This is a genomic window from Paenibacillus graminis (assembly GCF_000758705.1).
Classification (GTDB): Bacteria; Bacillota; Bacilli; order Paenibacillales; family Paenibacillaceae; genus Paenibacillus_AQ; species Paenibacillus_AQ graminis.
Map to the genome: position 1 here is coordinate 7,059,630 of NZ_CP009287.1, position 11,991 is coordinate 7,071,620.

12 protein-coding genes are annotated in these 11,991 nt (G+C 37.7%); 1 reads left to right on the plus strand and 11 read right to left on the minus strand.

Going from position 1 to position 11,991, the window contains the following annotated elements; all coding sequences use genetic code 11:
- Window positions 1-292: 292 nt before the first annotated feature.
- The 7 genes from PGRAT_RS32885 to PGRAT_RS30600 are packed head-to-tail and all read right to left on the minus strand — an operon-like array spanning window position 293 to window position 6,797.
- Window positions 293-721 carry a GNAT family N-acetyltransferase gene (locus PGRAT_RS32885; RefSeq protein ID WP_162165078.1) on the minus strand — a complete coding sequence of 143 codons (429 nt, stop codon included), beginning with the start codon at window positions 719-721 and terminating at the stop codon, window positions 293-295.
- Window positions 722-741: 20 nt separating this feature from the next.
- On the minus strand, window positions 742-1,491 hold the full coding sequence (locus tag PGRAT_RS30575) for a class I SAM-dependent methyltransferase (protein ID WP_025705692.1): 750 nt from the start codon (window positions 1,489-1,491) through the stop codon (window positions 742-744).
- On the minus strand, window positions 1,492-2,439 hold the full coding sequence (locus tag PGRAT_RS30580; RefSeq protein ID WP_025705693.1) for a glycoside hydrolase family protein: 948 nt from the start codon (window positions 2,437-2,439) through the stop codon (window positions 1,492-1,494).
- The gene (locus PGRAT_RS30585; protein WP_025705694.1) at window positions 2,436-3,413 is read right to left on the minus strand and encodes a glycoside hydrolase family protein; all 978 of its coding nucleotides are present in this window, start codon (window positions 3,411-3,413) and stop codon (window positions 2,436-2,438) included. The genes PGRAT_RS30580 and PGRAT_RS30585 overlap by 4 nt, the downstream gene beginning before the upstream one ends.
- 12 nt (window positions 3,414-3,425) lie before the next feature.
- Window positions 3,426-4,121 carry a WbqC family protein gene (locus PGRAT_RS30590; protein WP_025705695.1) on the minus strand — a complete coding sequence of 232 codons (696 nt, stop codon included), beginning with the start codon at window positions 4,119-4,121 and terminating at the stop codon, window positions 3,426-3,428.
- Between the two features lies 1 nt (window position 4,122).
- Window positions 4,123-5,691 carry a hypothetical protein gene (locus PGRAT_RS30595; protein ID WP_025705696.1) on the minus strand — a complete coding sequence of 523 codons (1,569 nt, stop codon included), beginning with the start codon at window positions 5,689-5,691 and terminating at the stop codon, window positions 4,123-4,125.
- Entirely contained in the window at window positions 5,688-6,797 is a 1,110-nt protein-coding gene (locus PGRAT_RS30600) for a DegT/DnrJ/EryC1/StrS family aminotransferase (RefSeq protein ID WP_025705697.1), read from the minus strand. Before PGRAT_RS30600 ends, PGRAT_RS30595 begins: the two co-directional genes overlap by 4 nt.
- 870 nt (window positions 6,798-7,667) lie before the next feature.
- On the opposite strand from PGRAT_RS30600, the gene PGRAT_RS32890 reads away from it, so the two are divergent.
- The gene (locus PGRAT_RS32890; RefSeq protein ID WP_081758829.1) at window positions 7,668-7,898 is read left to right on the plus strand and encodes a recombinase family protein; all 231 of its coding nucleotides are present in this window, start codon (window positions 7,668-7,670) and stop codon (window positions 7,896-7,898) included.
- Between the two features lie 106 nt (window positions 7,899-8,004).
- On the opposite strand, the gene PGRAT_RS30605 is transcribed toward PGRAT_RS32890, so the two are convergent.
- The 4 genes from PGRAT_RS30605 to PGRAT_RS30620 form a co-directional block, all read right to left on the minus strand.
- Window positions 8,005-8,700, minus strand: a complete 696-nt coding sequence (locus PGRAT_RS30605; protein ID WP_025705698.1) for an ABC transporter ATP-binding protein — start codon at window positions 8,698-8,700, stop codon at window positions 8,005-8,007.
- Window positions 8,700-9,824, minus strand: coding sequence for an ABC transporter permease (locus tag PGRAT_RS30610; RefSeq protein ID WP_025705699.1), 1,125 nt, complete (start codon window positions 9,822-9,824; stop codon window positions 8,700-8,702). Before PGRAT_RS30610 ends, PGRAT_RS30605 begins: the two co-directional genes overlap by 1 nt.
- 136 nt (window positions 9,825-9,960) lie before the next feature.
- Complete coding sequence (locus tag PGRAT_RS30615; RefSeq protein WP_025705700.1) at window positions 9,961-10,530, minus strand: TetR/AcrR family transcriptional regulator; 570 nt, start codon at window positions 10,528-10,530, stop codon at window positions 9,961-9,963.
- Window positions 10,531-11,066: 536 nt separating this feature from the next.
- Window positions 11,067-11,984, minus strand: a complete 918-nt coding sequence (locus tag PGRAT_RS30620) for an NAD(P)-dependent alcohol dehydrogenase (protein ID WP_025705701.1) — start codon at window positions 11,982-11,984, stop codon at window positions 11,067-11,069.
- Window positions 11,985-11,991 lie beyond the last annotated feature (7 nt).

Here is an 11,991-nt window from a genome sequence, read left to right on the forward strand (position 1 = left end):
AGGCTGATTTGTATCGAGAGCTCGGAGTAGAACCTCCCTCGTTATGAATTCCGGGAACTAGGTTGTTTTCATTAGATTAAGTAGATTAAGTCGTTTGCAGAGCTAGCGGAAAGAACAAAAAACGGGTCAACAGCGTCAAGTAATACCCAACGCCATGACCCATTTTTTCCATTGTGTAAGAACTCCCCCAACCCGAGCCGGGTAAACCCAATATATTACGAATATTTCGCCCTATTTTGTGGTGCGGTTCTCCGTTTCATATGCTATGAGGGTTTCATTGGAATTTATTATCCTATGAACAACTTTTATATATATAATATGTTGTAGTTTTAGACGATTTTGATTCCCTAGTAAATCCATGTTTTTCATAAAACTTCTGTGCTATATTATTCTGATTATCTACTTCTAATCTAACATAACTTAAACAATTCTTTTTACAATATTCAAGTGCCTTGTTTAATAGCTGTATTCCTAACTTATTTCTTCGTTCAGTTCTTTTAGTTGCGATAAGGGTTATATATACTTCTTTTTCATTTACATAAAATGAAATAAATCCCACTACCTCATCATTACGATTTATAGTATATGTTATTGCAAATGTACTAATTTTTTTTGCATACTCTTCAAGGGATCCAACCTTTTCCGAAACTTGAGGATTAAAGCAATCGTTAAATGTATGTAATACATCTAAAATCTCACTATAAGAAATCAATTTACTCATTTCTAATCCTACTGAATCCTCTATGACTGATTTCCACCTTTCATGCATACAAAAAAGATTGATGAACATAAGTCTGGATACTTCTTCCCTAGCTCATAACACCCATCAAGATATTCCTTAGAAACGATATCTGTTCTCAATAACTGATCCCACTGGAAATTTGCTAAAGCTTTAAAAAATATTCCAGATGAGTGAATTATTTTTAGGCCTGATTGCTGAATGTCGTTCTGTAGTGTTTCTAGAGTGTAGGTCACTCGATGTCCATGTTCTTCTTCTGCTTTTGTTATAGATTCACAGCTTGGTATAATCCCCATATTAACTGCAATTTGTCTTGATGCTGCATTAGCATTAGGACATGCTATAAAAATCACTCCCTTGTCACTTAGCCATTCATCATTAATCTTTTTAAGTAATCCTATACGATCATCTATATGTTCTAACACATGAGTTAAAAATATATTATCATACTTTTCCTGAAGCTTGACTCCTTCAAAAACATCATGAATAAAATTTATCTCAGCTTCAACGTCATCTAGGCTCATTTTCGCCACATTAATTGCATCCTCTGATGCCTCAACACAAGTAATATTATCGAAAATAGTACTTAAACGCTTAGTAAGTGCTCCCTGATAACAACCTAATTCTAAAGCATTTCCACTTGCCATGTATGACTCAAAAGACTTTATCATATAGGGATGCATTATATCAAAATCAAAATTGTAAGCATATTGTCTACTATTGTCTTGTAATTCCTTATTATAATCTCTCATCTAATCCTCCACTAACTCTAGAATACCAAATCCAGTCTTGCCAAAATCATTTCCGTTATATAGCATATATAATGTCCCTCCCATTTCAAATACATTAGGATAGCATTGCATTCCACTATCCCATCCTGTTTCAGGTAGCCTTATTCCTGCGATTTCATCTGCTCTAGTCCAATTAACAAGGTCGTCAGAATATGCATATCCAATGCGATAGCTCTTTTCCCTATTCTTTCTAAAATCAGTTGCATACCTATAACAAAAGAACATATGGTATCTATTTTTAAAGAACACGACACTAGGAAGGGCTTGGCATTCTAATTGAATTTTTTCACTAATAATTTGCCGTCCCTCTCGTTCCCAATCTAGGCCATTATTAGAAACAGCATGACCAATTTTATAAACTCTATCTGGTTCATTCTGGCCTGGGAACTGTATCCATTGAGTTCCATAAATATACCACATATGAAATAAACCATTGAAATATCTGACAAAACCATCAATGACGAGAAACGGCTCTTCTAGGGAACTCGTTAAAACGGGTCCATTTCCGACTCGCTTAAATGTTTTTCCACCATCATTTGATATTGTTAACCCAATACCGGTATCCGTTGAAACAGAGACTCTACGAGACCAACCACTTGTGTAGCCATAAATTTTTCCTTCATACTTAAATGGACTAAACGGAAATACTCCATGCTCATCAAAACACCCTAATTCTCCATTTGCCAAAACTGATGTCGATAGGTTCAATATCTTTGAAAATGTTTTATCTATATCAATAAAAGCTACTTCACTAATATATTTTTGCCGTTCATCAATTTTGCAAAATGAAAAATAAACTCTTAAATACGTATCATAAACCACAGCTTGCGGAGATTTCGCAAAATTTAATCCATACTCCTGAGGATCAAATATTAATCCATCCTTTGGCCCTACTCGATGCCATTTCATATCAAATCTCCTTCTAGCTCAGCCAATCCAAATCCATATTTCCCCACTTCATTCCCAAGATATAGCATATATATTTTTTCGTCTAGCTCGAATACATTGGGATATGCAATCATTTCACTATCCCATTCACTATCAACCTTTGAAACATTAATTCCGCATTCCTCATCCTTTCTTGTCCAATGTATTAAATCCCTAGAAACTGCATAACCAATCCTATAGGAGTTGTTAACATTCTTTCTAAAATCTAAACACTTTCGATAGCAGAAGAACATATGATACACACCATTTTTATAAATTACATCTCCGCATGCTTGTGCCTCGTCTTCCCCTAGCTTATTAGCTATAATATCCTTATTTAACTTATCCCAATGTATCCCATCTTTCGACGTTGCCATCCTAAGTTTATAGTAGATCTCTGGTCTTCTATTATCGAAGGAAACCCATTTTCTACCTGCTGAATAAAATAGATACCACTTTCCATCATAAATTCTAACTTTAGGAGAACACACCACAAATGGCTCTTCTATAGAATAGGAAACTACAGGTCCTCTTCCTATTTTCTTAAATGACTCACCGTCATTCTCGCTTATAGCACAACCGATGGCAACATTAAAAGGTACTGATTCGCAGCGTGTAACTCCACCATAATACCCGTATATTTTATCTCCATGCCTAACTACACTAAATGGATAAGTTCCAAACTCATCAAATTCACCTATCCCACCGGGTTCTACCACTGGATGGTCAGAAACTTTAATTACTTTTGTCAGGTCCTCCCGATCCAAATCAACATATGCAATACGACTAATGGTTTGCCCTTGTTCATTTGGCTTTTCACGACAGGAGAAATACACACGAACAAAACTATCAAGTATTAGTACATTTTGTCCTTGTGCATAATTCCATCTCCAACTTGGTCTATTTTCATCCCCGCATGGGTTAAATATTAACCCTTTCTTTTTCCAATTTAGCATACTGCCTCTCCTCTAATTTATCTGGCACCGTTTTAGTATCCCGATAACTTGCTCTCTACTATTAAACATAAGGACATCAATTATTGATAGTGCAGGAATAAATTCGTTCCCAAATTGTTCATATTGAAGTGGCTCCATACAGATAAACTTTAGATCCAAATCATACTTACTAAACACATCTTTTGAATACAAATCCACGCCTCCAATAGGATTTATATATTCCGTTCCGTTTAATGCTTTACAAATAGCTATCACTCTATCCTGTGACTTTAAACTACTATCTATATCTAATGAAGAGGACTTTACTATTTTTGTGTCAATTCCCAAATAACTTACTATTATATGGACTGAATGATGTATAAATTCAAATAAATTCCTGCTATTGTAAGTAAAACACTTCTCAACTAGCGCAATAATTTCCTCATAATAAGGAGCCTTCTTATAGGCTTGTTTTAGCTGATTAATACATTTAGTAGAGTTAAATGCTTCTGAAATATGTCGTTCTCTTATATCTAAAAAATCTGATTCTTTTTTTAAATTTATTGTAAAATAGTGATCTTTTCCTTGTGCTAAATAGCGGTTTCGATTAACCCACCCTTTTTTTGTATATTGGATATTATCATAAATAACAAATAAATCAACTTCGTTAATTAATTGAAAATACCCTAAATATGGTAGAAAGTAGGGCTGCATTATTCCAATCTTCATTTTAAACTATCTCTTTCTTTTCAATTAGTTGTTTAGCTTCTGATAAGATTTTTCCTACTTGATCAACTAGATTGATTTGTTTTTCTTCCTCCGCTTTCTTTAAGGCTGCATTACGTTTGTGTTGATAAAATTCACTATCCGTTACATATCTCTTCACTTGATTCACCATGTCTTCTAACGTTTCACATTCGAATTCCTCTCCAACGGCACTAGCGACATCACAGTTTGGAAGTGTGACTACCGGTATGCCTTGGAAAATTGAACATATCGCTCCTGCAGCTGCTCCACTTCGTGGTAAATTTAAAAATAGTTTCCCTTCTCCTACAGCCCTATAAAAATTATCCGAATATCCCATACATCTTGAACGACTAATAAGCTTTTTATTAGTTGTGACTTGATCTAATGAAACTTGTCCTATAAAAATAAAATATATAGAATCTGAAATTTCTAATATAGCTTCTAACATATCTACTGCTATATTATTGAGCTCCGACTGCAAACGATTTCCTGCTATAACTATTGGAAATGCACCCTCAGGAAGTGAGTCATATTTTGCTACTTCCTTCCCATTATCTTCTGGAATATATGGTATTCTAAAATCTATAATGTTTTGTTTTTTCTCTTCGATAAAACGCTCAATCTCATATGTTGACTTCTTATCACCTTTTAAATAACGTAATAAAATATCACTCTCTGAAACTACTAATTGTTTTGTTAAATTCATACTCATCAAAGTGAATACACCATTAAATAAATCGGCAAAATTCTCGATACTTCCTAGTTTCCATATAAACATCGGATTATAGTCGTAAATTGCTTCCACTAATTCTCTTTGTTCATTAATATTATTCTCATCTATGACAATCTGATATCCAATAACCATACTTGGAGACCCACAATCAAGTTCAAAGAATCTATCTAATTGTTGTATTCGATTTAGAAATATAGGTGATATGCAATTGCCATAGTCATAATTTTGATCAAATGCTACAACTGTATATACTTGCATATTATAAACTGCTTGAAGAATAGAGATTAATTCTAACAATATGCGAGTAGGTGCATGTTCTACACCTAATAGCTGGTTCGTTACAATTACAATTCTATTTGAATTTCGTTCTTTTAATGGAACATAAGGTAATTCTAGCCCTAACTCATCTCTCCACAGTTTATTTATTTTGCTATTTAACTGACGTTGTTTGAAATAGATATCCTTATCAAGGTTAGTTGTTACTTTATTGTTTAGCATAGCAATAACTTGTGTTTTATAGTGTTTTAACTCGTCTAAGGAGATTTCTTCGGTGCATAATATATCTAGTAAATATAATAGTGCATCAAAATCATTTAGCTCCTTAATCAATACACTTAACAAAAACAATTGACTACTGTAGTCTCCGGCAAAACTATTTTTTATCTCTTCAATAACTTTATCTTTACCCAACTGCTTACATTTTTCATTATACTCTTCTAAGCAATTATTCTTTGCTTCTAAATACTCTGTAGTTACATTATTGTTTGATGCTTGAATTACATTTAAAAAATGTTGCAACTGGATAAATAAATTTTTCATCTTTTAATACTCCTTATTATGTTAGTAATGTTATCTACTTCTTCTTCTGTCATATCAGTTGCTAATGGTAAAATCAAAATCTGCTTTGATATTCTATCTGCGACTGGCGTCTTTACAGTATTAAAAACTCCACTATAACACTCTGCTTGATATGTTAATGGATAAAAATATTTTCTAGCGTATATCTGGTGGTTGTTTAACCATTCAAAAATATCATTTCTACTGTACCCTAGTTCTTCCTCTATAACTACTATAGGATAATATGAATAATTATATTTTACATTTTCTTGTGCATTTCGTATTTTTATCCCAGGCACCCCTGTCAATCTCTTATCATACCATTCCGTTACCTGTCTTCTTTTATCTATCTCATTTTCAATGTACCTTAGGTTACATATTCCCATCGCTGCTTGAAATTCATTCATTTTGGCATTAAGTCCAATTCCGTCAACTTCCTCTTGTGACTTAATTCCAAAATTCTTTAGCTGATATAATAACTTTCCTATTTCCGATTTATTGTAGACTACTGCTCCGCCTTCAATTGTGTGAAATACTTTAGTAGCATGAAAGCTAAACATTGAGGCATCACCAAAATTCCCAATTCCCTGTCCATTATATTCGCAACCAAAAGCATGTGCTGCATCATAAATTACCTTTAAATTATGCTTTTTAGCAATTCTTTCAATCTCCTCTACATTGCATATATTTCCATACACATGTACGGGTAAGATTGCTGAAGTTTTCTCCGTTATTAGTGACTCTATCTTTGATACGTCTAACGTATAATCTTCTTCGTTTATATCACAAAACACAGGGGTTAAATTGCGTCTAACAATCGCATGTGTCGTGGATATAAATGTAAATGGAGTTGTAATTACCTCACCCGTAATTCCAAGTGCATGAATTGCAAGTTCTAACGCTAAATGACCATTTACAAATAAAGAGATTTCATTTACTTTCAGGTAGTCTATTAGTTCTTTCTCTAACTTTTTATGTAATTCCCCCATATTCGTCAATATTGAACTTTCCCATAATCCTTTAATTTCATTAATATATTCTTCTAAAGGAGGCAAAGATGATTTTGTAACATATCTTGTTTTGTTCATCGTATTTTCACTCTCTTATATTTATTTATGCTGATATTATTTGTGTACTGATAGCATTAATTTTACTCTTTTCTTTTCTGAGAATAATTTGAGATATCGGTTTATTCACAGTGATTCAGAATCACATATTCTTTCCATCAAATTTATGAAAATAGCGTTTTGTTACTAACTAAAAATCCATTTTAGTGTGAATCCACTTAAAGGTTCTCTATTAACTTATATCGGAAAATAACCGTAATTACATTAGCTGTTAAAACAGCTTATAATATCCAATATCTTGCACAAATGTTTAATTCTTTTTTAGAATATAATATAATAAAATACATTTTTTAACTATTATGAATGTATTAACAAAGCAACCACCAAATCACTAAACTACTCTATCCCATCCCCAACCAGCTCTCTATATTCAACTCTCTCAGGCACAGACTCAACACATTCGCCTATCCTCCGGAATCTTTCCTGAATAAGAAAGGGATTGAACCTATTTATTCAGTCCTAATCACTATTAGTAAATTGATGAAACATAAATCTTTCTCTTCACATTTCCAATTCCATTATCCGATTTATTCTTTCTATCTACCCCTTGCGCAAAAAAAAATGCGGCCAGTCCCCCGTAAAAGGGCATGTCGCACCTTGTTCTTACCCTCTATGGAAACCGACTACGCCGAACGCTTATTTTTGATCTGCGGCATAAGGCCGATCCTCGGCGTCCTGAACAGTCGTCGCCCGTGACGACCCGGATCACAATCACGTCCGGATCTGACTTCCTCACTTTACATACTCTAATGATTCTTAGCATTTTATTTCTTTGCCTTTTGAGCCTTTGCCAGTTTATCAGCAACAGTTTATGTTTGTGTTTGGGTTCATATGAGCCGTGAGGTCTATCGGACCAAGCCGGGGAATTTCTTTACCAGCGTCGCCATTAAGACAATCATCAACAACCCTGTCTACATCGGGAAGATCCGCTGCAATGTGCGGGAGGACTGGAGCGAGAAGCGGAGCAAGGGCATTAACCCCGTCATTTCTACTGAACGTAAAAAAAGACAACCAGTTTCGATGGTTGTCCCTTGTGTATTGTACCCTTTTCAAGGAAAATAAACTTGCCCAGTCCCTGCCATCAGCACCTTGATTATCGTAACCCAGACGCCTTATCAATCCTGCCTATGCTTTTACGATGCGCTCAGCCATACTCAAGTATCATCACTTAATGGATGGACTCCACTTTCGCTAACGATAATTTGCCGTCTTCCATCCGGTATACCTTGTCGCAGTAAGCAAGTAGCCGTTCGTCATGGGTCACCATAACCGCCGCTTTATGGCGTGTTCTGACCTCATGGGCAATCAAGGAGACTACCTCATGGGCGCGCTTCGTGTCAAGACTTGCTGTAGGCTCGTCCGCCAATATAACATTGGGATCGTTAATTAACGCCCGGGCAATTGCCGTACGTTGTTTCTCGCCCCCGGATAGTTCCTCCGGATAACTCTTCAACTTTGTTCCTAGACCTAGCTCTTCAAGCAGTTTTACGGCAGAAGCTTTATCTGCTGCGGTAACCTTTCCCGACATCCGCTTCACGACAAGCAACTGGTCAAGAACATTCAAATACGGAACCAAATTTGAAGCCTGCATAATGAATCCAACCTCATGCAATCGGATGTCGGATAGTTGATTGCCTGACAGCGTCGATACGTCCTGCCCATTCAGCTTAACTTCTCCCTCAGAGGCTTTTAGCAATGCGCCTGCAATGGATAAGAAGGTGCTTTTGCCCGAACCGGAAGGCCCTACGACCGCGACGAACTCACCCGGTTCCACGGTAATGGACACGTTATCTAATGCCGAAACACGGTTTGAACCTTCATTGTAATACTTTGAAGCCGCTGTAATTTGCAATCCCGTAGTCATTATTCAACCCTCCCAAGTGCTTTAAGCGGATCAATTTTCGAAATCGTGCGAACCGATACCAAGGAGCTGAGCAATGAAATGACCAGCAATACGATGGAATAGGTGAATACCAGCTTTGGTTCAAGCATGAAGGGCATGCCTTTGGGCATGATTGCCGCCGTCCCATAAGTCAGGATTATGCCAGCTATAATGCTAGAGAGCGATAGAACGAACACCTGTGAGACGACTGCTTTGCCCAAGAACCCATTTTTGGCTCCGATTGCTTTCATAATCCCGAACTGGTTAGTCTTCTGCATCGTAAATACATAGAAGAATACGCCAAGTACGAATGCCGAGATCGCAAGCAGGAACGCAAGCATCATCATGATCGTGCCATTCTCTTCTTTGTATCCAGGCATCCCCTGTACTGCTGCCGCACGAGTAACCGTATCCGTACCCGGCAGCTGTTCATTAATGGCATTAGAATCAATATCACTGCCTTGAAGCATGATTGCATTTACTGGTTCCTTGACCCCTTTGTCCGAACCTGGTGCCGCAAACGCAATCTTTCGCCACTCTGCAATGGGTGTGAAAACAGCTGCTACGTGGTTATACGTCTGATCCTTGACAAAACCGACGATAGTCAATGATTCCATTGAGCCATCCAATTGGAAGGTTTCTCCCAGTTTAAAGCCCTCGTCGTCTTTCATGGCCTCATTTACTATAACTTGCGTCATGTTATCGGATGTTAGCCCTGTACCTTCAATGATCTTTGGCTCTAAAAAACTCCCCGGATCAATACCAATAATGGCTATATCTGCTTTATCCTCATTCCCTGCGTTATTCCCTTTGATTGCCGATGCCATGATGGTACCCATTGGGGATACGGCTCTTACATTCGGCATTTCTGTTAATTTAGCTGTTAATTCATTAGACAATAAGGATTTACTCATCGAAGCTTTTGAGCCTTGTTCAAAAACTACATAATCAGCCTTCATATTCTTGAACGTCGAAGCAGCTAATGTAGATAACCCATTTCCCAATCCTGATAATATGAACACCAGCCAAGAAATAAGCACAAAAATGATCGCAATCATCAAAAACCTTTTTTTGTTGTGTTTCAATTCCTTCAATGCCAAAAACATAATTTATTCCTCTCCTCCCTTAAATAAATGACACGAGTGTCGAATTAAACATTTGTTGTCTCGTCCCACTCTCGATGTAATATAGTATGAACCATTTATGACACATGTGTCAAATATAATAAATGGAAGATGGGCCCTAACCCCTTCCTGCTCCTCCCAGCCACATTTTGTACAAGAGCTTACTCCACTCTGGTGTAGGCATGTTCAGCATATTAGGAGTTTCAATAAGGTTGAAATAGACGCCTATGATGACAGGAAGTGGAATGCTTGTATGTAGGTGTCCCTCTTCCTGCGCACGAACAAACAATAATTCAAGCTGATTTTTTAAAGTGATATGTGCTTGCTCAACAAATTCAAGATCATTGGCTGCCGCAACAGAATTGGCTGTATTTATTTTATGAGCGTCACCAAGCAATTGATGGAAATCAGCCTCTTCCAGGTACACTGTCAGCAGATTCTGAAGGGCAATCATACAATCTGTCTCATCAATAGCTGATGCTTTTCGTAGTACACCTTCCATTGCACGCTTCATACATGCAGCAACGATCTCGTCTTTATTGCCATAATACTGGTATATTGTACTTCTTGCTCCAACCAGGTTTTCCGATAACAATTTAAGCTGAAACCCCTCATATCCGTGTTGTAGGAGCAACTGCTTGGTCTGGTCAAGCAACTCCGATTTTGTAAAGGCCTGCTTTCTTCCCATGTTAATCACCGCCCCTAATTGTTCAGTAGTCTCATTGTAACAAAAATTAAGCTTGTTGTATTTTCCTCATTCAGGCGGAGGCATGCAAGTTTTGCCTTGCACGCCTTTGAAGACCTAGGGGCCCTTGTGGACCCGTAGGCCCCTGTGGGCCTGGAACCGGCGTAAATGTGCTTGGCTTGGTCACGAATGAGGAGAAAATCACGATTTGCCCGTGAAATCAACGCAGTAATGACGATCGCGGCACGGGAAATTATCCTCACGCTTAAAGCGCCGGCAATGATTGTCATAAGCATGCCATTCCGATTGTCATGATGGGGATGGCAGGAGGCATGCTATTCCAAAACATTGCGGGCAGACTTAGCGTTATTTGGGGTTTCTTCGAGCTTATATTTGCAAAATGAGTTTACGAAAATTCTCCTGCCAAGCATAATATGCTGTCTGCATACGCTCCTTTATAAATGAAATAGCTATTAACTATTACAACAGCAGTAAGCCCACCTATATTTTTCGCAGTGATAAGTCTCACCGCGCTGTCACTAACGGAAAGTTTCTCTTACAGTTACGACGACATTCCCCTTCTTATGTTTTTGTTCGACATAACGATGGGCATCGGGAATTTGTTCCAAGGAATAGCGCCTATCGATGACTGGTTTAATTTTACCGGCTTCAAGTAGCTCTTGGAGGAAGATAAGGTCTTCAACGCAGGGCTTTTGTGACATATGCACACTCACATATTTTCCGTTCGAACGCAGTGCCTTTTTGAATGTCGATTTTTTGATTTTCGATATCGGTTTCCCGACGGCATCAAAGATTAAATCATAGCTTTCTTCAAGCGCCATGAAATTCTGTTTCGTATAATCTATGACCCGATCGGCTCCTATAGCTCTTACCATCTCAAGATTGGCAGTACTGCATACCCCTGTTACATCTGCCCCGTAATACTTGGCAAGCTGCACCGCATAAGTACCCACACTTCCAGAGGCTCCATAAATAAGGACCTTCATTCCGCTCGCGATATTCCCCTTCCTTAGAAAGTTCAACGCGGTTATTCCCCCGATGGGAACAGCGGCAGCCTCCTCATAGCTCACATTGACCGGTTTGATAACCACCAATCCATCTTCAGGCAAACATTTGTACTCGGCATATGCACCGAAGCCTAAACCACAAGACGCAAATATTTGATCACCAATCTTAAATCGTGTTACATCTTTGCCTGCGGCTTCAACTTCCCCCGCTAACTCAAACCCCAATATCGTTACTTTTTTGGGCCTTAAGAGACCATTGTACAGTCTTGCAAGGAATGGGTCGGCCTTTCGCATACGCCAGTCCCCCGCTGTTACCGTTGCCGCATATATTCTGACCAGTACTTCATTATCCTTAGGTGTAGGTTTCTCTAGCTGCTTCAGATGAAAAACATCGGGCGATCCGTATTTGGCATATACAATTGCTCTCATCCTTTAC

Coding starts and splice junctions, on each gene's coding strand:
- PGRAT_RS32885 (WP_162165078.1), bottom strand. CDS start 721: ATGAGTAAATTGATTTCTTATAGTGAGATTTTAGATGTATTACATACA.
- PGRAT_RS30575 (WP_025705692.1), bottom strand. CDS start 1,491: ATGAGAGATTATAATAAGGAATTACAAGACAATAGTAGACAATATGCT.
- PGRAT_RS30580 (WP_025705693.1), bottom strand. CDS start 2,439: ATGAAATGGCATCGAGTAGGGCCAAAGGATGGATTAATATTTGATCCT.
- PGRAT_RS30585 (WP_025705694.1), bottom strand. CDS start 3,413: ATGCTAAATTGGAAAAAGAAAGGGTTAATATTTAACCCATGCGGGGAT.
- PGRAT_RS30590 (WP_025705695.1), bottom strand. CDS start 4,121: ATGAAGATTGGAATAATGCAGCCCTACTTTCTACCATATTTAGGGTAT.
- PGRAT_RS30595 (WP_025705696.1), bottom strand. CDS start 5,691: ATGAAAAATTTATTTATCCAGTTGCAACATTTTTTAAATGTAATTCAA.
- PGRAT_RS30600 (WP_025705697.1), bottom strand. CDS start 6,797: ATGAACAAAACAAGATATGTTACAAAATCATCTTTGCCTCCTTTAGAA.
- PGRAT_RS32890 (WP_081758829.1), top strand. CDS start 7,668: ATGAGCCGTGAGGTCTATCGGACCAAGCCGGGGAATTTCTTTACCAGC.
- PGRAT_RS30605 (WP_025705698.1), bottom strand. CDS start 8,700: ATGACTACGGGATTGCAAATTACAGCGGCTTCAAAGTATTACAATGAA.
- PGRAT_RS30610 (WP_025705699.1), bottom strand. CDS start 9,824: ATGTTTTTGGCATTGAAGGAATTGAAACACAACAAAAAAAGGTTTTTG.
- PGRAT_RS30615 (WP_025705700.1), bottom strand. CDS start 10,530: ATGGGAAGAAAGCAGGCCTTTACAAAATCGGAGTTGCTTGACCAGACC.
- PGRAT_RS30620 (WP_025705701.1), bottom strand. CDS start 11,984: ATGAGAGCAATTGTATATGCCAAATACGGATCGCCCGATGTTTTTCAT.